The 25,813-nt window shown below is 70.2% G+C and carries 18 protein-coding genes and 3 pseudogenes; 14 read left to right on the forward strand and 7 right to left on the reverse strand.

Features of this window, described 5'->3' with window-relative positions:
• Nucleotides 1-41: 41 nt before the first annotated feature.
• From IF37_RS0102055 to IF37_RS0102085, 7 genes are all read left to right on the forward strand, one after another.
• A complete protein-coding gene (locus IF37_RS0102055) occupies nucleotides 42-626 on the forward strand; it encodes a PaaI family thioesterase (RefSeq protein ID WP_030735120.1) in 585 nt (194 codons plus the stop codon).
• Nucleotides 623-1,174, forward strand: a complete 552-nt coding sequence (dut, locus tag IF37_RS0102060) for a dUTP diphosphatase (RefSeq protein ID WP_030735123.1) — start codon at nucleotides 623-625, stop codon at nucleotides 1,172-1,174. The genes IF37_RS0102055 and dut overlap by 4 nt, the downstream gene beginning before the upstream one ends.
• 1 nt (nucleotide 1,175) lies before the next feature.
• A complete protein-coding gene (locus IF37_RS0102065; RefSeq protein WP_030735125.1) occupies nucleotides 1,176-1,934 on the forward strand; it encodes a DUF3710 domain-containing protein in 759 nt (252 codons plus the stop codon).
• Nucleotides 1,935-2,264: 330 nt separating this feature from the next.
• Nucleotides 2,265-4,838 (forward strand): sensor histidine kinase KdpD, encoded by a 2,574-nt coding sequence (locus IF37_RS0102070; RefSeq protein ID WP_030735128.1) that lies wholly within the window; start codon nucleotides 2,265-2,267, stop codon nucleotides 4,836-4,838.
• The gene (locus tag IF37_RS0102075; RefSeq protein ID WP_030735130.1) at nucleotides 4,835-5,524 is read left to right on the forward strand and encodes a response regulator; all 690 of its coding nucleotides are present in this window, start codon (nucleotides 4,835-4,837) and stop codon (nucleotides 5,522-5,524) included. The genes IF37_RS0102070 and IF37_RS0102075 overlap by 4 nt, the downstream gene beginning before the upstream one ends.
• 80 nt (nucleotides 5,525-5,604) lie before the next feature.
• Nucleotides 5,605-6,003, forward strand: coding sequence for an OB-fold nucleic acid binding domain-containing protein (locus IF37_RS0102080; protein ID WP_079165505.1), 399 nt, complete (start codon nucleotides 5,605-5,607; stop codon nucleotides 6,001-6,003).
• A 3-nt stretch (nucleotides 6,004-6,006) separates the two neighbouring features.
• Nucleotides 6,007-6,828: a DUF3159 domain-containing protein gene (locus IF37_RS0102085; protein ID WP_079165506.1), complete on the forward strand. Its 822-nt coding sequence runs from the start codon at nucleotides 6,007-6,009 to the stop codon at nucleotides 6,826-6,828.
• A gap of 142 nt (nucleotides 6,829-6,970) precedes the next feature.
• Here the strand turns inward: IF37_RS0102085 and IF37_RS0102090 are convergent, their stop codons facing one another.
• Both IF37_RS0102090 and IF37_RS0102095 read right to left on the reverse strand, forming a co-directional pair.
• Nucleotides 6,971-7,642, reverse strand: a complete 672-nt coding sequence (locus IF37_RS0102090; protein ID WP_030735135.1) for a TrkA family potassium uptake protein — start codon at nucleotides 7,640-7,642, stop codon at nucleotides 6,971-6,973.
• Nucleotides 7,642-8,313 (reverse strand): TrkA family potassium uptake protein, encoded by a 672-nt coding sequence (locus tag IF37_RS0102095; protein WP_030735136.1) that lies wholly within the window; start codon nucleotides 8,311-8,313, stop codon nucleotides 7,642-7,644. Before IF37_RS0102095 ends, IF37_RS0102090 begins: the two co-directional genes overlap by 1 nt.
• 371 nt (nucleotides 8,314-8,684) lie before the next feature.
• On the opposite strand from IF37_RS0102095, the gene IF37_RS0102105 reads away from it, so the two are divergent.
• The 6 genes and pseudogenes from IF37_RS0102105 to IF37_RS0102125 all read left to right on the forward strand — a co-directional run bounded on the left by IF37_RS0102105 (nucleotide 8,685) and on the right by IF37_RS0102125 (nucleotide 15,457).
• Nucleotides 8,685-10,733, forward strand: a complete 2,049-nt coding sequence (locus tag IF37_RS0102105; RefSeq protein WP_030735138.1) for an APC family permease — start codon at nucleotides 8,685-8,687, stop codon at nucleotides 10,731-10,733.
• A gap of 97 nt (nucleotides 10,734-10,830) precedes the next feature.
• Complete coding sequence (locus tag IF37_RS0102110) at nucleotides 10,831-12,159, forward strand: class I SAM-dependent RNA methyltransferase (RefSeq protein ID WP_030735142.1); 1,329 nt, start codon at nucleotides 10,831-10,833, stop codon at nucleotides 12,157-12,159.
• A gap of 331 nt (nucleotides 12,160-12,490) precedes the next feature.
• Complete coding sequence (locus tag IF37_RS0102115) at nucleotides 12,491-12,835, forward strand: hypothetical protein (protein ID WP_253915606.1); 345 nt, start codon at nucleotides 12,491-12,493, stop codon at nucleotides 12,833-12,835.
• A gap of 284 nt (nucleotides 12,836-13,119) precedes the next feature.
• Nucleotides 13,120-13,385, forward strand: a pseudogene (locus IF37_RS45445) (Tat pathway signal sequence domain protein); the annotation flags it as partial.
• Between the two features lie 92 nt (nucleotides 13,386-13,477).
• A pseudogene (locus IF37_RS0102120) lies at nucleotides 13,478-14,124 on the forward strand (WD40/YVTN/BNR-like repeat-containing protein); the annotation flags it as partial.
• 226 nt (nucleotides 14,125-14,350) lie between these two features.
• Entirely contained in the window at nucleotides 14,351-15,457 is a 1,107-nt protein-coding gene (locus IF37_RS0102125; RefSeq protein WP_030735145.1) for a ricin-type beta-trefoil lectin domain protein, read from the forward strand.
• Between the two features lie 418 nt (nucleotides 15,458-15,875).
• On the opposite strand, the gene IF37_RS0102130 is transcribed toward IF37_RS0102125, so the two are convergent.
• The 5 genes from IF37_RS0102130 to IF37_RS43315 all read right to left on the reverse strand — a co-directional run bounded on the left by IF37_RS0102130 (nucleotide 15,876) and on the right by IF37_RS43315 (nucleotide 23,328).
• Nucleotides 15,876-17,522 carry a ricin-type beta-trefoil lectin domain protein gene (locus IF37_RS0102130; protein WP_030735146.1) on the reverse strand — a complete coding sequence of 549 codons (1,647 nt, stop codon included), beginning with the start codon at nucleotides 17,520-17,522 and terminating at the stop codon, nucleotides 15,876-15,878.
• An 84-nt stretch (nucleotides 17,523-17,606) separates the two neighbouring features.
• Nucleotides 17,607-19,019 carry a non-reducing end alpha-L-arabinofuranosidase family hydrolase gene (locus IF37_RS0102135; protein ID WP_030735149.1) on the reverse strand — a complete coding sequence of 471 codons (1,413 nt, stop codon included), beginning with the start codon at nucleotides 19,017-19,019 and terminating at the stop codon, nucleotides 17,607-17,609.
• 183 nt (nucleotides 19,020-19,202) lie between these two features.
• Nucleotides 19,203-21,515, reverse strand: coding sequence for a beta-L-arabinofuranosidase domain-containing protein (locus IF37_RS0102140; RefSeq protein ID WP_030735151.1), 2,313 nt, complete (start codon nucleotides 21,513-21,515; stop codon nucleotides 19,203-19,205).
• 219 nt (nucleotides 21,516-21,734) lie between these two features.
• Nucleotides 21,735-21,920, reverse strand: coding sequence for a hypothetical protein (locus IF37_RS41405; protein WP_253915609.1), 186 nt, complete (start codon nucleotides 21,918-21,920; stop codon nucleotides 21,735-21,737).
• 611 nt (nucleotides 21,921-22,531) lie between these two features.
• Nucleotides 22,532-23,328 (reverse strand): IS5 family transposase gene (locus tag IF37_RS43315; RefSeq protein WP_173456700.1). Its coding sequence is split into 2 segments (ribosomal slippage): nucleotides 22,532-22,983 and nucleotides 22,983-23,328, totalling 798 coding nucleotides; the frame shifts between segments, so codons are not numbered across the junction.
• Nucleotides 23,329-23,692: 364 nt separating this feature from the next.
• Here IF37_RS43315 and IF37_RS46535 point away from each other — a divergent pair.
• Nucleotides 23,693-25,643, forward strand: a pseudogene (locus IF37_RS46535) (UvrD-helicase domain-containing protein); the annotation flags it as partial.
• Nucleotides 25,644-25,813: the final 170 nt, after the last annotated feature.

The following is a 25,813-nucleotide window of genomic DNA, read 5'->3' on the forward strand; positions in this document are numbered from 1 at the left end:
GGGGTCCGGAACACCCCGGCGCGCGGGTAAGGTCTGCGCCTGTGAGTGGTAGTTCCGCAGCTCTTGAGCCGCCCGCCGAGGCGGGGAAACCGGTACGGCACCCCGACGCGCCCGCGCCCGGGGAGCTTCTCGGCGCCCATTACGAGCACTGTTTCGGGTGCGGCCCCGGACAGCCGCACGGACTGCACCTCCAGGCCCGGGCCGGCGAGGGCGTCTCGCTGACCGCCGAGTTCACCGTGCAGCCCGCCCACCAGGGCGCCCCCGGCCTCGCGCACGGCGGAGTGCTGGCCACGGCCCTGGACGAGACCCTGGGCTCGCTGAACTGGCTGCTGCGCACCATCGCCGTGACCGGACGGCTGGAGACGGACTTCGTACGGCCCGTGCCGGTCGGCACCACGCTGTACCTGGAGGCCGAGATCACCGCCGTCGCCGGGCGGAAGATCTACTCCACCGCCACCGGGCGCATCGGCGGCCCCGACGGCCCGGTCGCCGTCCGCGCCGACGCCCTCTTCATCGAGGTCAAGGTCGACCACTTCATCGACCACGGCCGCGAGGCGGAGATCCAGGCCGCCATGAGCGACCCGGACCAGGTCCGGCGCGCCCGCGCCTTCGAGGTGAACCCGTGAGCCGCGACCCCCTCGACGTGCTGATCCGGCGCGTCGACCCCGAGGTGCCGCTCCCGGCCTACGAACACCCGGGCGACGCCGGAGCCGACCTGCGTACCACCGAGGCGTGCGAACTGGCCCCCGGGGAGCGGGCCGTCCTGCCCACGGGAGTGTCGATCGCCCTCCCGGAGGGGTACGCGGCGTTCGTGCATCCGCGTTCCGGCCTCGCCGCACGCTGCGGTGTCGCCCTCGTGAATGCCCCGGGGACGGTTGATGCCGGGTACCGTGGGGAGATCAAGGTGATCGTGGTGAATCTCGACCCGCGCGAGAGCGTGCGGTTCGAGCGCTTCGACCGGATTGCCCAACTGGTCGTCCAGCAGGTCGAGAGGGTCCGCTTCCAGGAGGTGGCGGAACTTCCCGGCTCCGCGCGGGCCGAAGGGGGCTTCGGGTCCACCGGTGGCCATGCCGCGGTGGGCGGCGAGAGCGGCACAAGCGGTCGGGCCGCCGACGGCGGTCCGACGGGTGGGAATCGATACGCTTCGGTCGTATCCGACCGGGAAGGACAGTGACGTGTTCGGACGTCGCAAGAAGAAGGGTGCCGCCGAGGACGCGGCCGGCGAGGCCGAGCAGGTCGTCGACAGCGTCGACACCGAGGCGGACGAGGAGGCCGAACGCGAGCGCGTCCGGCTGGAGCCCGGGCCCCGGCCCGACGGTCCCTGGGACAGCAGCGAGGTCCGCGACCCGGCCGAGGGCCGCGTGGACCTCGGCGGTCTGTTCGTGCCGGGCGTCGACGGCATGGAGCTGCGGGTCGAGGTCGCCGGTGACGCCATCGTCGCCGCGACCGTCGTACTGCGGGACAGCGCCGTCCAGCTCCAGGCGTTCGCCGCGCCCAAGCGCGAGGGCATCTGGGGCGAGGTCCGCGAGGAGATCGGGGCCGGCATCACCCAGCAGGGTGGCATCGTCGACGAGGTCGAGGGCCCGCTCGGCTGGGAGCTGCGCGCCCAGGTGCCGGTGCAGCTGCCCGACGGCACCGGTGGCTTCCAGGTCGTCCGGTTCGTCGGCGTGGACGGCCCGCGCTGGTTCCTGCGCGGTGTGATCTCCGGCCAGGGCGCGGTGCAGCCGCAGGCCGCCGGACTGCTGGAGCAGATCTTCCGTGACACCGTCGTGGTCCGCGGCGAGGGTCCGATGGCCCCGCGCGACCCGATCGTCCTGAAGCTGCCGAACGACGCGCAGATGGTCCCCGAGGGCGTGCAGCAGGAGGAGTCCTCGCGGTTCTCCGGCGGCATGGGGCAGTTGCAGCGCGGACCGGAGATCACGGAAGTCCGCTAGACGCTCCGCCGGGTCCAGCGTGTCCGACAGGTTCAGCAGGGTTTGAGGGCCGTGCCTCCAAGGGGCACGGCCCGTTCTCGCTTTCGCGGCCACACGCCGACGGGGTCGCCCCGGCGGGGGGAGGCGCCGACGCCGGGTGCGAGGCCGTTCGCGGCCCTTCGGGCTCCTCCCGGTCCTCCGCGCCGCCCGCCGGACCCGGCCGGTTCTCAGGGGCGCTCATCAGGGTTGCGTCAAAGTTGTCCACCGCACGTACCCCTGTCCCGTTTGCCGTGATTGTTGGCCGTAGGGTCGACGCTGCGTAGGCATCGGACACGGGAAGACAATGGGGCCATGGCACGCGGCAAGCTGCGGATCTACCTCGGTGCGGCACCGGGCGTGGGCAAGACCTATGCCATGCTCGCCGAGGCGCACCGCCGGATCGAGCGGGGTACCGACTGCGTGGTCGCGTTCGTGGAGCACCACGGCCGGCCGCGCACCGAGGTGATGCTGCACGGTCTGGAGCAGGTGCCGCGCAGACGGCTGGAGTACCGGGGCGCCACCTTCGGCGAGATGGACGTCGACGCCGTGCTGCGCCGGGCCCCCGCCGTCGCCCTCGTGGACGAGCTGGCCCACACCAACGTCCCGGGCTCCCGCAACGCCAAGCGCTGGCAGGACGTGGCCGAACTGCTCGCCGCCGGCATCGACGTCGTCTCCACCGTCAACATCCAGCACCTGGAGTCACTCGGTGACGTCGTGGAGTCGATCACCGGGGTGCGCCAGCGCGAGACCGTCCCGGACGAGGTGGTGCGCCGGGCCGACCAGATCGAGCTGGTCGACATGTCCCCGCAGGCCCTGCGCCGGCGGATGGCCCACGGCAACATCTACCAGCCGGACAAGGTCGACGCGGCCCTGTCCAACTACTTCCGGCCCGGCAACCTCACCGCCCTGCGCGAGCTGGCGCTGCTGTGGGTGGCCGACCGGGTCGACGAGTACCTGAACGAGTACCGCAGCGAACACCGGGTCTCGAAGATATGGGGCTCACGCGAGCGGATCGTGGTGGGCCTGACCGGCGGCCCCGAGGGCCGCACCCTCATCCGGCGGGCCGCCCGGCTAGCCGAGAAGGGCGCCGGCGGCGAGGTCATGGCCGTCTACATCGCCCGCAGCGACGGGCTGACCTCGGCCTCCCCCAAGGAGCTGGCCGTCCAGCGCACCCTGGTGGAGGACCTCGGCGGCACCTTCCACCACGTCGTCGGCGACGACATCCCGGCCGCCCTGCTGGACTTCGCGCGCGGGGTGAACGCCACCCAGATCGTCCTGGGCTCCTCGCGCCGCAAGGCCTGGCAGTACGTCTTCGGGCCCGGCGTCGGCGCCACGGTCGCCCGGGAGTCCGGCCCCGACCTGGACGTGCACATCGTCACCCACGAGGAGGTCGCCAAGGGCCGCGGACTGCCCGTGGCCCGCGGCGGCCGGCTCGGCCGGGCCAGGATCCTCTGGGGCTGGGCCGTCGGCCTGGCCGGCCCCGCGGTCCTCGCGCTGCTGCTGAACACCGTCGACCTCGGCCTCGCCAACGACATGCTGCTGTTCCTGGCCGTCACCGTCGCCGCCGCGCTGCTCGGCGGCCTGCCGCCCGCCCTCGCCTCGGCGGCCTTCGGCTCGCTGCTGCTGAACTACTTCTACACCCCGCCGCTGCACCGGCTGACCATCGCCGACCCCAAGAACATCGTCGCCATCGCCATCTTCTTCGGCGTCGGCATGTCCGTCGCCTCGGTGGTGGACCTCGCCGCCCGCCGCACCCACCAGGCGGCCCGGCTGCGCGCCGAGTCCGAGATCCTCTCCTTCCTCGCCGGGAACGTGCTGCGCGGCGAGACCAGCCTGGAGGAGCTGCTGGAACGGGTGCGCGAGACCTTCGCCATGGAGTCGGCCGCCCTGCTGGAGCGGGAGAGCGACGTGGCGCCCTGGACCTGCGCGGGCCGCGCCGGGTTCGGGCCGGCGCTGGAGCGCCCCGAGGACGCCGACGTCGACGTGCCCGCCGGCGACCACATGGCGCTCGCGCTCACCGGGCGCGTGCTGCCCGCCGCCGACCGCCGGGTGCTGGCCGCCTTCGCCGCCCAGGCCGCCGTCGTACTCGACCGCAGACGCCTCCAGGAGGAGGCCGACCGGGCCCGGACGCTAGCCGAGGGCAACCGCATCCGCACCGCCCTGCTGGCCGCCGTCAGCCACGACCTGCGCACCCCGCTGGCCGGCATCAAGGCCGCCGTGTCCTCCCTGCGCTCCGACGACGTCGCCTGGTCCGAGGAGGACCAGGCGGAGCTGCTGGAGGGCATCGAGGAGGGCGCCGACCGGCTCGACCACCTCGTGGGCAACCTGCTCGACATGTCCCGGCTCCAGACCGGTACGGTCACGCCGCTGATCCGCGAGATCGACGTCGACGAGGTCGTACCGATGGCCCTCGGCGGCGTACCCGAGGACAGCGTCGAGCTGGACGTGCCGGAGACGCTGCCGATGGTCGCCGTCGACCCCGGGCTGCTGGAGCGGTCGGTGGCCAACCTGGTGGAGAACGCCGTCAAGTACAGCCCGCGCGGACGTCGCGTCCTGGTCTCCGCGAGCGCCATCGCCGACCGGGTGGAGGTGCGCGTGGTCGACCGCGGCCCGGGCGTGCCGGACGAGGCCAAGGACCGCATCTTCGAGCCGTTCCAGCGGTACGGTGACGCTCCGCGCGGGGCCGGCGTCGGACTCGGCCTCGCGGTCGCCCGGGGCTTCGCCGAGGCGATGGGCGGCACCCTCGACGCGGAGGACACGCCGGGCGGCGGGCTCACCATGGTGCTGAGCCTGCGCGCGGCGCCGGCAGGTCCCGCACTCCCGGGCACGGACGCGGGCGTGGACGCGGGCACGGACATCGCAGAACCGGAAAGGCAGGTCCTATGACGACCCGGGTGCTGGTGGTCGACGACGAGCCGCAGATCGTGCGCGCCCTCGTGATCAACCTCAAGGCGCGCAAGTACGAGGTCGACGCGGCCGGCGACGGCAGCACCGCGCTCGAGCTGGCCGCCTCCCGCCACCCCGACGTGGTCGTCCTCGACCTGGGGCTGCCCGACATGGACGGCGTCGAGGTGATCAGGGGCCTGCGCGGCTGGACCCGCGTGCCGATCCTGGTGCTCTCCGCGCGCCACTCCTCCGACGAGAAGGTCCAGGCGCTGGACGCGGGCGCAGACGACTACGTCACCAAGCCGTTCGGCATGGACGAACTGCTGGCCCGGCTGCGGGCCGCGGTCCGCCGGGCCGAGCCGGTCGGGCCGGGCGAGGACGACCTGACGACCGTCGAGACGGCGGGCTTCACCGTCGACCTCGCCGCGAAGAAGGTCAACCGCGACGGCAAGGACGTCCGGCTCACCCCGACCGAGTGGCACCTGCTGGAGGTCCTGGTCCGCAACACCGGCCGCCTGGTCAGCCAGAAGCAGCTGCTCCAAGAGGTCTGGGGGCCGTCATACGGCACCGAGACCAACTATCTGCGGGTGTACATGGCGCAGCTGCGGCGGAAGCTGGAGTCGGACCCGTCGCGCCCGCGGCACTTCATCACCGAGCCGGGGATGGGCTACCGGTTCGAGAAGTGAGCGGTGCGGCCCGGCCGCGGTGCGGGTGCGAGGTGAGCGGCCTTACAGCGCTGACGGTGCTCCCCGGTACGCTTTCAGATATGACTGCTGTTCCTCGTTCCGAAAAGCCGGCGGGCCGGTTCCGGCGCATGCTCGACCGGCTCTCCTCGTCGCAGGAGGACCTGGAGTCCGAGGAGCTGCGCGAGGACGCCGAGACGGCGGGCTGCACCAGGATCGGCGACTGCCACGACCGGCAGATCGTCACGGTAACTGGTACCTTGCGCACGGTCACCCTGCGCCCGCGGGCCGGAGTCCCGGCCCTGGAGGCCGAGCTGTTCGACGGCTCCGCCGCGCTGGACGTGGTGTGGCTCGGCAGGCGTTCCATCGTGGGCATAGAACCGGGGCGCAAGCTGATCGCATCGGGCCGGATCTCGATGAGCCGGGGCCGCCGGGTGCTGTTCAACCCGAAATACGAACTGCGACCCCTCGGACGGGAGTAGCCGGTGACGTCCCTCGACAAGCCGACCGAAGACACCGAAGACACCGACCGGACCCATCCCGACGACGCCCGCGCGGTGACGGAGGCGGCGCTGTTCGAGGCCTTCGGCGGGGTCCGCGGCATGGTCGAGACGGTCGTGCCGGGCCTGCTCTTCGTCGCGATCTTCACGATCAACAAGGACCTGCATCTCTCCGCGATCGCCGCGCTGGTGGTGTCCCTGGTGCTGGTCGTGGTCCGGCTGGCGATGAAGGACACCGTCAAGCACGCCTTCAGCGGCGTCTTCGGCGTGGCCTTCGGCGTCGTCTTCGCGATGTTCACCGGCAACGCCAAGGACTTCTACCTCCCCGGCATGCTCTACACGCTGGGCCTGGCGCTGGCGTACATCGTCACGACCCTCGCCGGGGTGCCCCTGATCGGTCTCATCCTCGGCCCGGTCTTCAAGGAGAACCTCTCCTGGCGCACCCGCAACCCGGGCCGCAAGAAGGCGTACGCGAAGGCCAGCTGGGCCTGGGGGCTGATCCTGCTCGCCAAGTGCGCGATCCTCTTCCCGCTGTACTGGTGGGCCGACACCGCGCAGCTCGGCTGGGTCCTGGTCGCCCTGAAGATCCCGCCGTTCCTGCTCGCGGTCTGGCTGACCTGGGTCTTCCTGGCGAAGGCCCCGGCGCCGATCGACGTCTTCGCCGAGCTGGAGGCGGAGGAGAAGGCCGAGGAGGCGCGCAAGGCCGCGCAGGCCGGGGAGACCACCGGGGCCACCGGGACCGCCGGAGCCATCGGCACCGGTGACGACGGCGGCGCCCAGGGCGGCCGGCACCGCCGGGACGCGTAGCCGGCCAGACCGGTCACGCGGCGACGAGGCCACGGGACGACGAGCCCACGGGACGACGAGCCCACGGGACGACGAGGTCATGGAACGGTGAAGGGCGCCCTTGCCGGCAAGGGCGCCCTTCACCGTCGTACCGCCGGAAGCGTCAGACCTCTTCCCGGCGTACCGAGAGCAGCTCCTCCAGCTGTTCCTCCCGGGCCTGCGCGGCCACGAACAGCAGCTCGTCGCCGGGCTCCAGGGAGTCCTCCCTGGAGGGGGTCAGCACCCGGTTGCCGCGGATGATGGTGACCAGGGAGGTGTCCTGCGGCCACTCCACATCGCCGACCTGGGTGCCGGCCAGGGCCGATTCCTCGGGCAGGGTCAGCTCGACCAGGTTGGCGTCGCCGTGGCTGAAGCGGAGCAGGCGGACCAGGTCGCCGACGCTCACCGCCTCCTCGACCAGGGCGGACATCAGGCGCGGGGTGGAGACGGCCACGTCCACGCCCCAGGCCTCGTTGAACAGCCACTCGTTCTTGGGGTTGTTGACCCGGGCGACGACGCGCGGGACGCCGTACTCCGTCTTGGCCAGGAGGGAGACGACCAGGTTGACCTTGTCGTCGCCGGTCGCGGCGATCACGACGTTGCAGCGCTGGAGCGCCGCCTCGTCCAGGGAGGTGATCTCGCAGGCGTCGGCCAGCAGCCACTCCGCCTGGGGCACCCGCTCCACCGAGATGGCGGTCGGCGCCTTGTCGATCAGCAGTACCTCATGGCCGTTCTCCAGCAGCTCGCCCGCGATCGAGCGGCCCACCGCGCCGGCCCCGGCAATGGCGACCCTCATCAGTGACCGCCCTCCTCTTCCGGGCCCGCGGCGAACGCCGCCTCGACCTTCTCCACGTCGTCCGTCCGCATCATCACGTGCACGAGGTCGCCCTCCTGCAACACCGTCTGCGAGGTGGGCAGCACCGCCTCACCGAGCCGGGTCAGGAACGCCACCCGGACACCCGTCTCCTCCTGGAGCCGGCTGATCTTGTGGCCGACCCACTTGGGGGAGGCGTGCACCTCGGCGAGCTGCACCCCGCCGGTGGGGTCGCGCCACAGCGGCTCGGCGCCCGAGGGCAGCAGCCGCCGCAGCATCTGGTCGGCGGTCCAGCGGACCGTGGCCACGGTGGGGATGCCCAGGCGCTGGTAGACCTCGGCCCGGCGGGGGTCGTAGATGCGGGCGGCCACGTTCTCCACGCCGAACATCTCGCGGGCCACGCGCGCGGAGATGATGTTGGAGTTGTCACCGCTGGAGACGGCGGCGAAGGCGCCGGCCTCCTCGATCCCCGCCTCGCGCAGCGTGTCCTGGTCGAAGCCGACCCCGGTGACCCGGCGGCCGCCGAAGCCCGGGCCGAGCCGGCGGAAGGCGGTGGGGTCCTGGTCGATCACGGCGACCGTATGCCCCTGTTGCTCCAGGGTCTGGGCAAGAGCGGAACCCACTCTTCCGCAGCCCATGATGACGATGTGCACGACCGTCCTTCCGGTGTCCAAAAGTTACTGCTCAGCATCAGGGTCTCAGACCGACATCCAAAGCTACACACGGGCGCCGCGCGGGGCGCACCCCTGTGCCGGGGGCGGCGGCGGCCTCCGGCGAGTGATGCTGCGCACGCTGCACAGGGTCAGGATTCCGAGGCCGGCCAGGGTCAGGAACGCGCCGATCAGCACCGCGGTCGCGGGCATGGAACCTCCGGAGTGCGTCGACAGACGGGGTTTGCCATCTAGGCACGGAGGGCACACCAACCACGGATTCCGCAGTTCCGTGCGCCCCCGATTTCACTCGTGAGGCAGATCAAGCACGCCGGGTGGGCGGGTGCCTGTTCGAAGGCTTACGATCCTCTCTCGTGTCCAAACTGACCGACGTGCCCAAACGGATCCTGATCGGGCGCGCACTGCGCAGCGACCGGCTGGGCGAGACGCTCCTGCCGAAGCGCATCGCACTCCCCGTCTTCGCCTCCGACCCGCTGTCCTCCGTCGCGTACGCGCCGGGGGAGGTTCTGCTGGTCCTGTCCATCGCGGGCGTGTCGGCGTACCACTTCAGCCCCTGGATCGCCGTCGCGGTGGTCGTGCTGATGTTCACCGTGGTCGCCTCCTACCGGCAGAACGTGCACGCCTACCCGAGCGGCGGCGGCGACTACGAGGTCGCGACCACCAACCTCGGTCCCAAGGCCGGCCTCACCGTGGCCAGCGCGCTGCTCGTGGACTACGTCCTGACCGTCGCCGTCTCCATCGCCTCCGGCATCGAGAACCTGGGCTCCGCGGTCCCCTTCGTGGTCGAGCACAAGGTGTTCTGCGCGACCGCCGTGATCGTGCTGCTGACGCTGATGAACCTGCGCGGCGTGAAGGAGTCGGGCAAGCTCTTCGCGATCCCGACCTACGTCTTCGTCGGCGGCGTCTTCGTCATGATCGCCTGGGGCGCCTTCCGCGGTCTCGTCCTCGGCGACACCATGCGGGCCCCGACGGCCGACTACCACATCAAGGCCGAGCACCAGGGCCTCGCCGGCTTCGCCCTCGTCTTCCTGATGCTGCGCGCCTTCTCCTCCGGCTGTGCGGCCCTCACCGGCGTCGAGGCCATCTCCAACGGCGTCCCGGCCTTCCGCAAGCCCAAGTCGAAGAACGCGGCGACCACGCTCGCGATGATGGGCCTGCTCGCCGTCACCATGTTCTGCGGCATCATCGCCCTCGCCATGACGACGAAGGTCCGGATGGCCGAGCGCCCGGCCACCGACCTGCTGCACAACGGCGTCCCGCTCGGCTCCGGCTACGTCCAGAACCCGGTGATCTCCCAGGTCGCCGAGGCGGTCTTCGGCAAGGGCAGCCTCCTGTTCGTCGTCCTCGCCGCCGCCACCGCCCTGGTGCTGTTCCTGGCCGCGAACACGGCGTACAACGGCTTCCCGCTGCTCGGCTCCATCCTCGCCCAGGACCGCTACCTGCCGCGCCAGCTGCACACCCGCGGCGACCGCCTCGCCTTCTCCAACGGCATCGTGCTGCTCGCCGGCGCGGCCGTCCTGCTCGTGGTGATCTACGGCGCCGACTCCACCCGGCTGATCCAGCTGTACATCGTCGGCGTGTTCGTGTCCTTCACGCTCAGCCAGACCGGCATGGTCCGGCACTGGAACCGCCACCTCGCCGTCGAGAAGGACCCGGCCAAGCGCAGCCACATGGTCCGCTCCCGTGCGATCAACGCGTTCGGCGCCTTCTTCACCGGCCTGGTGCTCGTCGTCGTCCTGGTCACCAAGTTCACGCACGGTGCCTGGGTGGCCCTGCTCGGCATGTGCATCTTCTACGCGACGATGACCGCGATCCGGAAGCACTACGACCGGGTCGCCGAGGAGATCGCCGCGCCCGAGGGCCCCAGCGACGACATGGTCCGCCCCTCCCGCGTCCACTCGGTCGTGCTGATCTCCAAGATCCACCGCCCCACGCTGCGCGCCCTCGCCTACGCCAAGCTGATGCGCTCCGACACACTGGAGGCGCTGACCGTCAACGTCGACCCGGCCGAGACCAAGGGGCTGCGCGAGGAGTGGGAGCGGCGCGGCATCGACGTGCCGCTGAAGGTTCTGGACTCCCCGTACCGCGAGGTCACCCGCCCGGTGATCGAGTACGTCAAGAGCCTGCGCAAGGAGTCCCCGCGCGACGCGGTCTCCGTGATCATCCCCGAGTACGTGGTCGGCCACTGGTACGAGCACCTGCTCCACAACCAGAGCGCCCTGCGCCTGAAGGGCCGCCTGCTCTTCACCCCCGGCGTGATGGTCACCTCCGTCCCCTACCAGCTGGCGTCCTCCGAGGCGGCCAAGCTGCGGGCCCGCAAGCGGCAGGAGTGGAACGCGCCCGGCGCGGTCCGGCGCGGCCCGGCCGTGGAACGGCCCAGGGAGCCGTCGGCCAAGGACTGAGCCGGTGCGGGGAGGCCGTAGACTGGTGGGCTGTTGTCGGGCCCGCCGCCGCGGGCCTCCCCCCTTCGCCGATTTCCCGATCTGGAGTCACCCCACCATGCAGGCAGAACCGGCCCAGTCCCTGGTGGGCGAGGAGTACGAGGTCGAGATCGGCCCCGTCGCCCACGGCGGCCATTGCATCGCCCGTACCGCCGAGGGACAGGTGCTGTTCGTCCGGCACACGCTGCCCGGCGAGCGGGTGGTCGCGAGGGTCACCGAGGGGGAGGAAGGGGCCCGCTTCCTCCGCGCGGACGCCGTACGCGTCCTGGAGGCGTCCAAGGACCGCATCGAGGCGCCCTGCCCCTTCGCCGGCCCCGGCCGCTGCGGCGGCTGCGACTGGCAGCACGCCAAGCCGGGTGCCCAGCGCCGGCTCAAGGCCGACGTCATCGCCGAACAGCTCCAGCGGCTCGCCGGGCTCACCCCCGAGGAGGCCGGCTGGGACGGCACCGTGCTCCCGGCCGAGGGCGACAAGCTGCCCGCCGGCCAGGTCCCGCAGTGGCGCACCCGCGTCCAGTACGCCGTCGACGCCGACGGCCACGCCGGACTGCGCCGGCACCGCTCGCACGAGGTCGAGCGCATCGACCACTGCATGATCGCGGCGGCGGGCGTCAGCGAGCTGGGCATCGAGAAGCGGGACTGGACCGGCATGGAGTCGGTCGAGGCCATCGCGGCGACGGGCTCCCAGGACCGCCAGGTCATCCTCACCCCGCGCCCGGGCGAACGGCTGCCGATCGTGGAGCTGGACAGGCCCGTGTCGGTGCTGCGGGTCGGCGAGAAGGACGGCGGGGTGCACCGCGTCCACGGCCGCCCCTTCGTCCGCGAACGCGCCGACGGCCGTACCCACCGGGTGGGCAACGGCGGCTTCTGGCAGGTCCACCCGAAGGCGGCCGACACGCTCGTCACCGCGGTGATGCAGGGCCTGCTGCCGCGCAAGGGCGAGACGGCCCTCGACCTCTACTGCGGCGTCGGCCTCTTCGCCGGCGCGCTCGCCGACCGCCTCGGCGAGAACGGCGCGGTCCTCGGCATCGAGTCCGGCAAGCGGGCGGTGGAGGACGCGCGGCACAACCTGGCCGACTTCCCGCGCGTCCGCGTCGAACAGGGCAAGGTCGAGTCCGTCCTGCCGCGCACCGGCATCACGGAGGTCGACCTGATCGTCCTGGACCCGCCCCGGGCCGGCGCCGGCCGTACGACGGTGTCCCACCTGTCCTCCCTGGGCGCGCGCCGCATCGCCTACGTCGCCTGCGACCCCGCCGCACTCGCCCGGGACCTGGGCTACTTCCGCGAGGGCGGCTACCGGGTGCGGACGCTGCGGGCGTTCGATCTGTTTCCGATGACGCATCATGTGGAGTGCGTGGCGATTCTGGAGCCGGCTGCGAAGGGCCTGTGACCTGCGGCTTTCATAGGCACCTCAGGTGCGGCCGGGCGGACTCGACCTGTTTCCCCGAGCGCACGGTGTGGAGCCCCTTCTTGGCTCGCGAAGGCTGTCCGACCTGGCGTTCCCGTGGTGACTGTCGAAAGCGACGTGATCGTCTTTACGTATTTCGGCCCGGACGGCGACAGTCGTCCTGACGCTCAGATGACGCTCGTTCTGATGAGGCGTCACCGCAGGGGCGGCGTCCGTACGGGCTGTTCTGCCGATGTTGTCCCTGGCCCGTGCGACGAGCGCCACTCCGGCCCGGGTTCGGCGCCGTCCGAAGAGGGCCACCGTGCGGCCGAGCGTGCTCCGCATCATCGAGGGCCTGCACGACCAGCCGGCGTACGTGCGCAACCGCCGCATCGACATCCTGGCCGCCCATCCGCTCGCCCGCGCTCTGCTCGGCGAGGTCGAGCAGGAGCCGGCCAACACCTGCCGGTTCGTCCTCCTCGACCCCCGCGCCACCCGGATGTACCCCGAATGGGAACGCGTGGCCCGCGGCGGAGTCGGGGTGCTGCGGGTTGAGGTCGCCAAGAACCCCTACGACCGTGGGTTGTCGAACCTGCTCGGTGAGCAGGGGCTCTCCATCACCGTCCACAGCGCCGACCCCGGCTCTCCTGCCCTGCGATGGACCGGAGAAGGGCAGTGAAGCGCTTCGATGCTCGCCAGAGCTCCAGGGCAGTGCCAAGAAGTCAGCCTCGCTGGTTGAGCAGAGCGCGCTGACCGGTTTTGTTGGCTCCTGGAGTTGACTTGGAAGCGGCCCTTGTGCGCCCTCATGCCTTCACTTAACCTCGCAGCAACATCGAAGCGCTTCGACTGTGCATGACGTAGCAGTAATGGAATGCCTGCTTCCAGCTCAGCCAATTCCAGTCACGACACCGCAGCCGAGGGCCCTCCGCCGGGTGTCCTGGTGTGCCATGAAGGGGTGACGCGATGACACCGAATGCCGCCTCCGCCTGCTGCGGACCAAGCCGGAGAGGCTTCCTCGCCTCCACGGCGTTCGCCACCGCAGCGGTGACCGGTGGGATGCCGCTGCTCACCGCCCGGGGCAGGTCGGGCAGTGGGGCGCGGCGACGTGCCGGGGGCACCACCTAGGGCAAGGCCGCCGACAAGCTGCTCCCGACGCGCATCGCAGCGATGTGGCGCAGCCGGACCTTCCGTTGGAGAACGTCTCGGCGGCCGACTGCACCGGCAAGGTCCCCGCGCCCCTCAGGGGCGTCGCTCTTTCCGTCTCCTTGACGCAAGGAAGAGGTATGTCATGCACACGCTCTTCAAGACCCAGCGGGACCCCGCCAGGAGCGCACCCGGCCCGATCGCCACCAACGCCGACGCCAGCGTGCCGCTGTGGTCCTTCGGCACCGCCAGCCCCGCCCACCGCTCGATCGACAACGGCGCCACCTGGACCGAGATCCCCACCTTCCCCAAGGGAGCGGCACCCGTCGCCGACCTCCTCGACCCCACCCGCTGCTACGCCTTCGACACCACCACCGGCACACTCTTCGCCAGCGCCGACAGCGGCCAGACCTTCACCGCGCGGGCCACCGGCCTCAGCTCGGGCGACACCGAGTTCCAGCTGGTCGCGGCACCCGGCCGCAGCGGCGACCTGTGGCTCAGCCTCAAGGGCAACGGGTTCTACCGCTCGACCGACGGCGGCGCGACCTTCACCGAGGTCGGCAGCTGCCACGCCTCACACACCCTGGGCTTCGGCAAGGCCGCCAGGGGCGCTTCCTACCCGGCGCTCTACATGGCCGGCGCCACGGACACCATCACCGCCGTCCACCGCTCCGAACGACGAGGCGAAGACCTGGACACGGATCAACGACGACCGTCACCAGTGGGGCTGGACCGGAGCCGCCATCACCGGCGATCCCCGCGTCTACGGGCGGGTCTACATCGCCACCAACGAAACGCGGCGCGCAGTACGGGGAGCCCGCCTGACGCGCGACAGCGCAGCGGCGTCGTCCTCACCGTCCACGGCGCCTGACGGCCGCACCCGGCAACCCGGTGGGAAACCGCCTTCCTCGGCAGCAACGGCCGACAGGGCGTCCTTGTGCTCGGCGTTCCGCACGCCGAGCGGATCGCCGTGACGCACCGCACCCTGACGCCCGCCGGGCGGCGACAAGCCCCGCTGAACAGCAGTCACTCGCAGAAGAGAAGGAGCTCCATGAAAAAGTCTCGGATCCTACCCCTGGTCACGCTTGTCTCCGCCGTGCTCGGGCTGACAGCGGCAGGTGTGACCCCCGCCTCCGCCGCCTCCGACACGCCTTTGCGGGTCATGCCGTTGGGCGACTCGATAACTTGGGGTGTGGGAAGCAGCACGGGCAACGGCTACCGGGCGCCGTTGTGGGACAGACTCGCTTCGGACGGCCACCCGCTGGACTTCGTAGGCACCGGGCGGGCCGGTTCGATGTCCGATCCCGACAACGAGGGCCACTCGGGCTACCGCATCGACCAGATCGCCGCACTCGCCGACGCCTCGCTCACCCGCTACCGGCCCAATGTCGTCACGCTGCACATCGGCACCAACGACCTCCAAGGGGCCTCCGAGGTCAACACCGCCATTGCCCGGCTGAAGTCGCTGGTCAACCAGATCACCGCCGACGTCCCCGACGCAACCGTCCTCGTCGCCTCCCTGGTCGTGTCCACCAGCAGCTCGGAGGAGCGGTTCCGAGGCGAGTACAACGAGGCCACCCGCCACATCGTCAGCGAGGCACAAGCGGCGGGCAAACACGTCGCCCACGTCGACATGAGCGGCCTGACCACGGCCGACCTGGCCGACCCCCTGCACCCCAACGACTCGGGCTACCAGAAGATGGCCGACGCCTTCCACCGCGGCATCCGGGCCGCGGACAGCGCCGGATGGCTGAAGAACCCCGCCCCCGCCCCCGCACGCGTACAGTCCGGCATCGCCGGCAAGTGCATGGACGTCGCAGGCGCCGCCACAGCCGACGGGACCGCCGTCCAGACGTGGAGCTGTGGCAGCGGTGCCAACCAGTTGTGGTCCGCCTACACCGACGGCACGCTGCGCTCCATGGGCAAGTGCCTCGACGCGGCCGGCTGGGGCACCGCGAACGGAACCAAGGTGCAGCTCTGGTCCTGTCACGGCGGCGCCAACCAGGTCTGGCAGCCCTACAACGGCGGCTACCGCAACCCCGCTTCGGGCCGCTGCCTCGACGTTCCGGGCTCCTCCACGGCCGACGCCACGCAGCTCCACCTGTGGGACTGCAACGGCGCCTCCAACCAGAAGTGGACCACTCTGACCGCCGGATGACCCTCTCCGGGATCCGCACCCTCTCCGGGGGCGGATCCCGGAAGAACATCGGTAGCGGGCACCGCTGCGGAGCAGCGGTCATCCGGCCCCCAAGCGCCGTCGCCCCTCACATCCCGTCACTTCCCAGTCGTCGGCCAGACCTGCTACTCCCTGTCCAGCGGCACGCTCTACGCCAGCACCGACGGTGGCGCGACCTTCACCGCTCGCGCCACCGGCCTGCCCTCCGGCCGGCAAGGCCAAGTCGGGCAACGGGTACCAGGCGTCGGCACCAACGGACGCGGCCTGCGGTACAGCGGCCCGTCCTGACCTCGACACCCGAGCGGGGCCGCAGGCACGACCGCCTGCGGCCCCGCCACGGCCGGTGTACTTCGTGGGCCTGTCAAGCCGGCCTGCGCGGTGACGGGTTACGGGTCGCGTGTCACGGGAGCGTGGTCCACTTCTGGTCGTTCTGGCCGTTGCAGGTCCACAGGATGACCGGGGTCCCGTTGGCGGAGCCGGCCTCCTTGGCGTCGAGGCACAGCCCGGCGCGGACGTTGCGGACCGACCCGTCGGAGCCGACCGTCCACTTCTGGTTGTCCTGGCCGTTGCAAGGCCAGATGACGACCGGCGTGCCGTTGGTGGTGCCCCGGCCGGAGGCGTCCAGGCACTTGTCGCCGTAGACGCGGATCTCGCCTCCGGCCCAGCTGGTCCAGAGCTGGTTGGCAGCGGTGTGGCAGTCCCACAGCAGTGTCTTCGACCCGGCCGCGGTGGCGGCGCCGTCCACGTCCAGGCAGCGGCCGGACCCGCCACCGCGCAGGCGCCCGGTGGTAGAGGCCAGAGGGCTGCCGCCGGTCATCTTGTACACGGCGACACCATGTGCCGGGACGCTCGCGGAGATCTGCCCGGAGCCGCTCGACGTGCCACCGGACCACAGGTCGGTGAGGGTGAACGACTCACCGGTCAGGCCGACCTGGGCGGCCGTGGCCGTGATGGTCGCGGTGCTGCTCCCTCGGTTGAACAGGCCCACGGCGACCGAGCCGTCGGACAGGCGCTTGGCGAACACCTCGGTGTCGCCGTCGTCGCGCACCCGGCGACCGCCCGCGCCCAGCGAGTCCTGGTTCACCGCCAGCAGGCGCGGGTTGCGCAGGATCGCGCTCACGTCGGCGGACATGGTGCGGATGTCGTTACCGGCCATGAGGGGGGCCGAGAGCAGCGCCCACAGGGCGAAATGGGAGCGGGACTCGGTCAGTGACAGGCCGGGGCGGCCGACGACGAGCATGTCGGGGTCGTTCCAGTGTCCCGGGCCCGACTGCGCGGCCAGGGGCGCGGTGACGTCCAGGACGTTGCCGACGCCCATCGGATAACTGTTGGTGTTGTTGTTCTGCCAGATGTCGAGCAGGTCCTCGGTCGTCCTCCACAGGTCGGCGACCTGACCCCAGTTGTACTTGTCGCCGGCGGGGGAGTGGAAGCTGTTGGGGTTGATGCTGTAGATGATCGGACGGCCGGTGGCGCGCAGGGCGTCGCGCATGATGGTGAACTGTGCGATCTGCTCGCTGAGGGTGCCGCTGCCGGAGCACCAGTCGTACTTGAGGTAGTCCACGCCCCAGGAGGCGAACGTGGCGGCGTCCTGGGCCTCATGCCCCTTGCTGCCGGTGGAGCCGGGGTAGGTGCCCACCCCCTGGGCGCATGTCTTCTCGTTGGGCGCCTGGTAGATGCCGAACTTCAGTCCCTTGCCGTGGATGTAGTCGCCGAGCGCCTTCATGCCACTGGGGAACTTGGTCGGGTTGGCCCGCAGGTTGCCCGTCGCGTCGCGCTGGGGGTCGAACCAGCAGTCGTCGACGACGACGTACTGGTAGCCGGCGGCCTTCATGCCCGAGGACACCATCGCGTCGGCGGCCTGGCGGACCTGCGCCTCGGTGATCCCGCATCCGAAGCTGTTCCAGCTGTTCCAGCCGAGCGGCGGGGTCAACGCGGGGCTGCCCGGCGCGGCCTGGGCGGTCGTGCCGACGGAGGCCGTGGCGCAGGCGCTGAGCGTCAGCGCGGTGGCCGCGAGGAGCCGCAGCAGTCGTCTGTGCAGGGGAACCATGGGGGTTCCTTCCCGGCCCGCGCAGCGGTCGCCGCTTTGCGGGCCTGATCGGCGGTCAGGGGTGTGTGACCATGTGCGCGCGGGTCAGCGTCGCAGGGTGAGGAGACCCGGCCGGTACGGCAGTTTCAGGTAGTCGGTGCCGTCCGATGCGGGGCTCCTGCCCTGGTAGAGGAATTGCAGGTTGCAGGGGTCGACGGTCATGGTCTGGTCGGGGTTGTCGCGGACCAGGTCACCGTGGCTGATGTCGTTGGTCCAGGTGGCTCCGCTGTTGGCCTTGCCGGCGAAGGGGCTGCTTTCGCTGCCGGCCTGCACGGTCCACGAACCGCTGAGGCTGGAGGCGGTGAACGAGCGGAAGTAGCGTCCGTTCGCACCCATCGCCTCGACGATCAAGAGGTACTGGTTCTGGCCCTTGACCTTGTAGACCTCCGGCGCCTCGAACAGCCTTTCCTTCGTGTCGCTCAGGACCGTGGTGTACGACGAGCCGAAGCTGCCCGGGAAGTTCCCGATCGGCATGGTCGACTTGTAGACCTTGCCGTTGTCATCGCCGAAGAACATGTACATGTTCTCGCCGTCGGCGATCATGGTCGGGTCGATCGGACCGCTTTCGGGGAGGCTGCCGGTGAACAGCGGCTGCGGGGCGGACCAGCCGTTGGGGTTGGTGGGGTCGCTGGACGTGCGGTAGGTGAAGGGCCAGGCGGTACCCCACCCGTTGGATGTCAGCACCCAGATGTCCTTGGGCGCGAAGTAGAACAGTTTGGGCGCCACCGCCAAGCCCGGGCTCATCCCGGTCTGGGTGGCCGTTGCCATGTCCGACCAGTTCGTGAAGGGACGGAACGCCATCGTGCCCCACGACGACCCGTCAGAGGTGGTCGCGTAGACCAGCTGTTTGCCGTTGTACGGCACAGTGGTGAAGTCCTTCAGTGCGACCCAGCCGTTCGACGGCTGCGCCAACGGGCCGGTCGACGACCACCGGTACGCCGACGGGAGAGCGCACGTATCGCCCGGCGGCGCGGACGGTCCCGTCCACTTCTGGTTGCTGCCGCCGTTGCAGTTCCAGAGCTGCACCGCCGTGCCGTTGCCCGTGGCGCCGCCGCTGACGTCCAGGCAGAGTCCGGACTCCACTGCGACGATCGTGCCGTCGGAGTTCACCCGCCACTGTTGGTTCGCACCGCCGTGGCAGGCCCAGATCTGCACCCGCGTACCAGCCGTGGTGGCGTGGCCGGGTACATCCAGGCACTTGTTGCCGTACACGGTCAGCTGGTTGTTGTCCGTCAGCGTCCACTGCTGGTTGGTCCCGCCCGTGCAGTCCCAGATCTGCGGGTTCGTGCCGTCCGTCTGGCCGGCGTTCGGCACATCGAGACACCGGCCGGAACCGGCGCCGCGCAACGCGCCGCTGGTGGCCGCCTGAGCCGGGTTGGCGACGAGTGTCGCCGCCGAAGCGACCAGGGCCGCGAGCACCACGGACAGATGCCTGGGGCTGAAACCACGTCTGCGCATGGGGGTCTCATTCCTTGAGTGAGCGGTTCCGGTCGGCCCCGTCAGGGGCTGTCCGGCCTGTTGATGCGCTACGACCCGACCTTGGTGCTCGCCATCGCACGGCAATGTTCGTGATTTCGAACAATGGTCGAAGTGTCGCGCAAGGGAGTGGGGAGAGTGATCACAATTCGCCTCCGGGGGGTGTCAGTTCCGCACTAGGCGCCAGCGGTTGTCGGCGGTGCCGTCATCCGAGTCCTGCACCGCGAACGCGCCGACAGCGGTGGAGCTGTTCGCGATGGCGAGCAACTTGCCGCTGTGCGCGTTGCGGATCTTGCAGGTCCCGTCTCCCTGGTCGAGCAGCGTCCAGCGATGGTCGGCGGTGCCATTGTCCGCCCACTGCAGGACGGTCGCACCATCTGTCGTGGACATGCCCTGGACGCCGAGCACCTTGCCGCTGTGAGCGTTGCGGAAGCGGAACCCGTCTCCGTCGGGGATCATGCGCCAGTCGTGGTCGGCGGTGCCCGAGTCGTTCCACTGAAGAGCGAGGCCGCCGTCAGCCGTGGACATGTTCTGGATGCCCAGCACGAGTCCGCTGCCCACGTTGGCGAGACGGACGGTGCCGGTATCGCTGGTGTTCCAGTAGACGGTGTAGTTGTGGCCGTGCGCGTCGTGGAACGGGCCCAGGTCGACGGTGGATCCGTTGGCGGTGGCGGTGAAGGCGAGCGACGTGTCGCCGGTCCGTCTGATCGAGGAAGTGTCCAGCGCCGGCGGGGCGTTGAGCACGGAGCCGCCGTAGTCGCCGGACAGGACCACGGGGCCGTAGGTGATCGCGGCGACGTTCGCGTCGTCGTTGGCCGCCCGCATGACGACCCGCATGGGCAGGCGGACGGTGACCGTGTCGCCGGAGGTCCAGGAGCGGGTCAAGGTGGCGTAGCTGTCGGGCGGGGTGGTGATGTTCTGCGCCGCGCCGTTGACACTGACGGTGGCCTCGGAGGTCCAACTCGGGATGCGTATGCGCATCGCCCAGGTTCCGCCGACGTTACCGGTGACCCGTAGGGTCGTGGTGTCGCTCACGGGATAGGTCGTCGTCTGGGTGACGGTGATTCCGCGCTCCGACCAGTCGAGCACCGAGGGCACGAACATGTTCACGATCAGCGTGGTGTCACTGCGGTAGTAGAGGGAGTCCATCAGCCTGGTGTGCATCTCCAGGCCGGTGCCCTGGCAGCACCAGAAGGTGCCGTAATCGGTGCTCCACGTGCCGCCGCCCCACGCCGGGCCCACGCCGCGTCGGCCTCCGGGATTGAGCGGGGTGAAGTAGGTGACATGGCCGTGGTCGTCTGCCGGGTTCTGCTGGCCGATCATCTGGTTCAGCCACGCCTGCTCGTAGTAGTCGAACAAGTCGGCCCGATTCGGGTCCAGCGCGAACAGTTCCCGGGTGAGGGTGAGCATGTTGAAGGTGTTGCAGCTTTCGCACGTGTCCTTGTTCAGGTAGCCGGCGATGGCGTTAGGGGCGCGGAAGTGCTCCGCCTGGCTGTTGCCGCCGATGGCATAAGTGTGGTTGTTGACACAGAAGTTCCAGGCATGGTTGGCGATGTCCCGGTACCGGGTCGTGCCGGTGGCCTTGAACTCCCGTGCGGCCCCGATCCACTTGGGTACCTGTGTGTTGGCGTGCAGTCCGCTGAGCTGGTCCTGGTCGGCCGCCAGAGGGTCGAACACCGCGGCGTGATCGAACCGTTGGGCGGCGGTGAGCCACCGCACGTCGCCTGTCTGCTGGTAGAGATCGGTCAGCACGGTGTTCATGCCGCCGAACTCCGTCTGCAGCATGGCCTGCATCTGCTGGCCGCTCAGCCGGCCGGTGCGCCGGTCGACCCACCCTGCCAAGGAGAGCAGGACGTCACGGGCTTGTGTGCTGCCGATGTGACGCCACACGTCCAGCAGGCCGGCCAAGGTCTTGTGGATGGTGTAGTACGGCACGTTGCCGTTGCTCAAGGTCCGCTGCTCGAGAGCGGTGAAGTCGGACTCGGGGTAGCCGGAGAGATACCCGGCGCCGAAACCGGCGGCACTGTTGTTGGCCTGGCATTTGGCCAACTCCGCAACCATGTAGGCTGCCTTGTCCCGGCAGACGGTGTCCCCGGTGACCGCGTAGAGCTGTGCCCACGCCGTGAGGAAGTGCCCTTGGACGTGGGTGCGGAAGGGGAACGTCGGCGCGTCCCAACCACCGTTCGTCGTTGCACCGTTGGTGGCCAGGCGGTGGTTGGCGCGGAAGTTGTACAGCAGCCGGTCGACATCGACGAACCGCAGGTAGTTCCGCGTACGGTCCTGGTTGTCCAGCCAGCGGCTCGCGGTGAGCCGGACCTGGCCGAGCGCGAAGGGATGCGCGGACACCCCGATGTCGGCCCTTGCGGGAGGGACGGCCGCTCGGGCAGGCGATGCGCCGATGAGGGAACCGGTGGCAGAGGCGGCGGCCGTGGCCCCGGCTACTTGCAGGAGACGCCGTCTGCTGACGGAGGAAGACATCTCGCACCCTTCGGTGGGGGGAAGGTGACTGCTTGGTCTTCGGTGCGTTCGTTCACGGGTCGGGCGGTCGGGCGGTCGGGCGGTCGGACGGTCGGGGGCGACGCGTCACGCGCTCATCCGTTGGGATCTCGGTCCGATCAACCCTCTCGAGTGATACATGGGATGGATTAACGGATACGGACGTTGCTCCTGTCTAGTCTCGCGACACGGAAGGCTTGGCTACTTGCGGGTTTCGTCTGGCTGCCGCCCTTGACGTTGCCTCGAATATGGGAGTATCGGGCCGACCAGGGCGAGCCGCACCGGCCAGCACTGGAGGAGCAGGTCCAGGTAGCGGGGCAGGTCGTTGCGCAGTCCCTCGTGCAGGACGGTGCGGTACAGGCCGATGCGCCGGCAAGGCTTGCTCATGTCATACGAATGATGAGCCGGCTGGCCTCCGCAGTGAGCGGGACGGAGCCTGACGTGGCAATTGGTCGTGGCGGCTCGGTCTGGCCCCGAGTGGACGGGACGGGCTGGCGACCGTGACGCTCGTTTGACGCTCTGGGAACGCACCCACGCTGCGCGGCAAGCCGAGAAAGCTGCTGATGGGCAGGTTCGGGGAATGTTTTGACGCCCGTTCGACGCTGTTTCTGATGGAGCGTGAGGTGGGTCGTCCTGGATCAGTTGGCGCGGGTCAGTCGACTTGTGGGCGTAACCCGTCGAGCAGCGCGTTGGGGTTGATCTTTGCGGCTCAGGTCATACGGCGACAGGTCTCCGGTTGACGTGTGCTCATTGCGCTGCCTCGTTGCCCTGTGTTGTGGGGAGAGCCAAGGTGTGCCGGGGGCAGGAGTGCGCATCGCGATTCGGGGGCCGACACCGCCCATAGGGGGCATTCGCTGTCGTCCGAGTCGGGCCAGATGCTCCCAGAAAGGTGGGTGCATCGAACGCGTGCACGCTTCCCGCGTCGGCACCCCACTCGACTCGCACCTCTAGCCCATCGGCGCCCCGCAGGCGGGCGGGCCGCTGGGTAAGACGTCGTCTCATTTGGACAGTCTGCGGTAGCAGATGAGGCTGCAGGCGATGGCGGTGAAGGCCAGAAAGTGTTCGGCCTTGCGCTCGTAGCGGCGGTGCAGGCGACGGCAGCCGGCCAGCCAGGACATCGTGCGCTCGATCGTCCAGCGATGTCGGCCCAGCCGGGTGGAGGACTCGATGCCCTTGCGGGCGATGCGGTGCCGGATGCCTCGCTGGCGGAGCCATCGGCGCAGGTGGTTGTAGTCGTAGCCCTTGTCCGCGTGCAGCTTGGCGGGCCGTCGTCTGCGCGGGCCGCGGCGGGAGCGGATCGGTGGGATGCTCCGCACGAGCGGCTCGAGTGCCTGGCTGTCGTGCAGGTTCGCGCCGGAGATTCCGATGGAGAGGGGTAAACCGGTCCGCTCGGTGATCAAGTGGATCTTCGAGCCTTTCTTGCCCCGGTCTACAGGATTCGGGCCTGTCAGGTCCCCCCTTTCAGGGCCCGCATGTTCACCGAGTCGATCGCGCAGCGCGACCAGTCCAGATCTCCGCGCGAGCCCAGTTCGTCAAGGATGACGCGGTGCAGCTTCGCCCAGACCCGGGCGGCGGTCCACTCGGTGAAGCGCCGGTGCGCGGTCGGCCCCGACGGGCCGAAGACCGGCGGCAACTGTCGCCAGGTGCAGCCCGTCGTGGCCACGAAGATGATCGCCGCGAGGACCTCGCGGTCCCCGTACCGACGCCGGCCACCGCCCTGCGGCCGTGTTGGAGCAGGTGGGACCACCCGCTGGAACAGCTCCCACAACTCGTCCGGCACCATTCGCTCGACCATCACCACACGGTGAAGATTACCCAGCACTCCAAATGAGACGAAGTCTAAGGACGGCTCCGGCAGCGAGGTGGCGAACGCATCCGTGCCCGAGGCGCTGGGGCCAAGGACAAGCTGACCACCGCCGACAGAGTCCTGGCCACCGTGCTCTACCTGCGCAAACTCGGCACCCGAGCTCGACGCGGCGGGCTGGCAGGCCGAACTCGCCTGGCCGGCCGTGCGGGTGGACGTCGTCCTGGCCGCGAGGCCGCCGACCGCGACCATGCCTTCGCGGACGCGGGCTGGGACGCCCGTACCGCCGCTCAGTGGGACCCCACCGATTGCGCACGACGTTCACCGGCACGGACCGCACGGAAGCAGACGAACGATGACCACGACCCCCTCCGCCGCCCCGACCAAGGTCACCCTGCGTCTGCTGGAGAAGACCGACCGGGAGATCGTGAAGCTGGACCGCGCGATCGTCGGCGTCGTCTGCAAGTTCCAGCACGACTTCCGGGCCAACCCCCGCCACCCCGGCCTGCGGCTGAAGCAGCTCGAAGGCCACGGCCGCCTGTACTCCGCGCGCGTCAACGCCGACTACCGGGCGCTCCTTCTGCACCTGAGCGAGTCCGAGTGGCCGCTGGTCGCCGTCAAGCACCGGGGGCACGCGTACGAGAACCTCGACCGTCTCTCGTACGGCATCAACCAGGTCACCGGCGGCATCGACTGCGTCGACCTGGAGATCGTCGAGTGGGGCATGCTGCGCAGGGGGCGGCCGCAGGCGGCACCGGCCGCGTCGTCGGCGGCATCGGAGCCCACGCGCCAGCGACCGCTGTTCGCGGACGTGACACCACAGCAACTGGTCGATCTCGGTGTGGCGGAACCCCTCGTCCCAGGCGTCGCACGGCTCACCAGCGACGAGGAACTGCTCGGACTCGTAGAGTACGCGCCCCGGCACACCGGGGAGGTGCTGCTGCGGCTGCGTGACGTCCCGTACCAGCAGGTCCTTGAAGAGGTCACCCGACCCGTCGAGGTCGAGGACATCGACCCCGAGGACTACCAGACGGCGGTCGAGCGCACCGACACCACGGTCATCACGACCGACAAAAGCCTCGAAAGCATCATCGAGGAGCGGGACTTCGGACGCTGGAAGGTCTTCCTCCACCCCGCCCAGAAGCGGCTCGCGACCCGCCGGTACTCCGGCCCGGCCCGCGTCGGCGGTGGCCCGGGCACCGGCAAGACGATCATCGCGCTGCACCGCGTGAAGCACCTCGTGGACCGGCTGGGCCCCGGCAACTGCAAGCCGGTCCTGCTCACCACCTTCAACAAGAACCTGGCCGCGGACCTGCGCAAGCGGCTGCTGGCCCTCGGGGGCCCGAGACCCTGGCCCGGGTGGAGATCGTCCACGTCGACCAGTTGGCGACCCGCGTGGTGCGAGAGGCCGATCCGGGCAGCACCAAGAGCCGGATCGACGACACCCGCGCCCTGAACGAGTGGCGGCAGATACTGCTGGAGACAGGCGAGACGAAATGGGACGCCGAATTCCTGATGGACGAGTGGACGCAGGTCATCCTCGGCCAGGCGGTCAACTCCCGGGCCGGCTACTTCAAGGCCCGCCGGGCCGGACGGGGCAGGAGCATCACCCGGGCGGACCGGGCCGAGATCTGGCAGCTGACCGAGCGATTCACCCAGCGGCTCGACGAGAAGAACCTGGAGACCCACCGCCAGGTCGCCGAGCGTGCTGCCCGCCTGGAGATCGAACGCACGGCGCGGATCGAGGCGGCGGCACGGGCCAAGGAGGAGAACGGCGGACTCGGCAACGTGCACGCCGAGTCCGCGACCGGCGCCTGGCAGCGCCACCGCTACCGACACATCGTCGTCGACGAGGCCCAGGACCTGGCCGCCGCTCACTGGAAGATGCTGCGTGTCATGGTCGCGCCGGGACCGGACGACATCTTCCTGGTGGGCGACACCCACCAGCGCATCTGCGACAACCGTGTCACCCTGGCAGCCTCGGTGTCCACATCCGTGGCCGCTCCGCCAGGCTCACCCTGAGCTACCGGACCACGCGCGAGATCCTCAAGTCGGCCCTCCGCGTGCTCGGGGACGAGCACTTCGACGACCTGGACGGTGACGAGGAGACACTGGCCGGTTACCGCTCGGTGCTGTACGGAAGCGCACCGGTAGTGCGGCGCACCGACTCCTTCGAGGACGAACTGGACGCGATCACCGAAAAGATCAAGGCCTGGCACGGCATCCGTCGCGAGGACATCGCCGTCTGCGTGCCGACGAACGACATGGTCACACAGGTCGGGAACCGTCTGGCGAGGAGCGGCATCGTGTCGACGACGTCGCCGCGACCCGGGCCCGGGACGCGCTGACCATCGTCTGCACGGCGAGCCGAGCCCACTGCTGGGAAACCTCGCCCTGGCTGTCGGCCCCCGCTGAGCGGACGCGGGTGGACGGAGGGCTGACGCCTCCGTCTCCGCGGCACCCTGGCCCGGGTGGC

The organism is Streptomyces sp. NRRL S-31 (genome assembly GCF_000718775.1).
In the GTDB taxonomy this organism is placed as follows: domain Bacteria; phylum Actinomycetota; class Actinomycetes; order Streptomycetales; family Streptomycetaceae; genus Streptomyces.

What these genes read in the sequence shown, in the direction of transcription:
- IF37_RS0102135 (WP_030735149.1), bottom strand. Translation starts at nt 19,019, where the DNA reads ATGCGCAGACGTGGTTTCAGCCCCAGGCATCTGTCCGTGGTGCTCGCG.
- IF37_RS0102075 (WP_030735130.1), top strand. Translation starts at nt 4,835, where the DNA reads ATGACGACCCGGGTGCTGGTGGTCGACGACGAGCCGCAGATCGTGCGC.
- IF37_RS0102125 (WP_030735145.1), top strand. Translation starts at nt 14,351, where the DNA reads ATGAAAAAGTCTCGGATCCTACCCCTGGTCACGCTTGTCTCCGCCGTG.
- IF37_RS41405 (WP_253915609.1), bottom strand. Translation starts at nt 21,920, where the DNA reads ATGAGCAAGCCTTGCCGGCGCATCGGCCTGTACCGCACCGTCCTGCAC.
- IF37_RS0102130 (WP_030735146.1), bottom strand. Translation starts at nt 17,522, where the DNA reads ATGGTTCCCCTGCACAGACGACTGCTGCGGCTCCTCGCGGCCACCGCG.
- IF37_RS0102070 (WP_030735128.1), top strand. Translation starts at nt 2,265, where the DNA reads ATGGCACGCGGCAAGCTGCGGATCTACCTCGGTGCGGCACCGGGCGTG.
- IF37_RS0102140 (WP_030735151.1), bottom strand. Translation starts at nt 21,515, where the DNA reads ATGTCTTCCTCCGTCAGCAGACGGCGTCTCCTGCAAGTAGCCGGGGCC.
- IF37_RS0102090 (WP_030735135.1), bottom strand. Translation starts at nt 7,642, where the DNA reads ATGAGGGTCGCCATTGCCGGGGCCGGCGCGGTGGGCCGCTCGATCGCG.
- IF37_RS0102080 (WP_079165505.1), top strand. Translation starts at nt 5,605, where the DNA reads ATGACTGCTGTTCCTCGTTCCGAAAAGCCGGCGGGCCGGTTCCGGCGC.
- IF37_RS0102110 (WP_030735142.1), top strand. Translation starts at nt 10,831, where the DNA reads ATGCAGGCAGAACCGGCCCAGTCCCTGGTGGGCGAGGAGTACGAGGTC.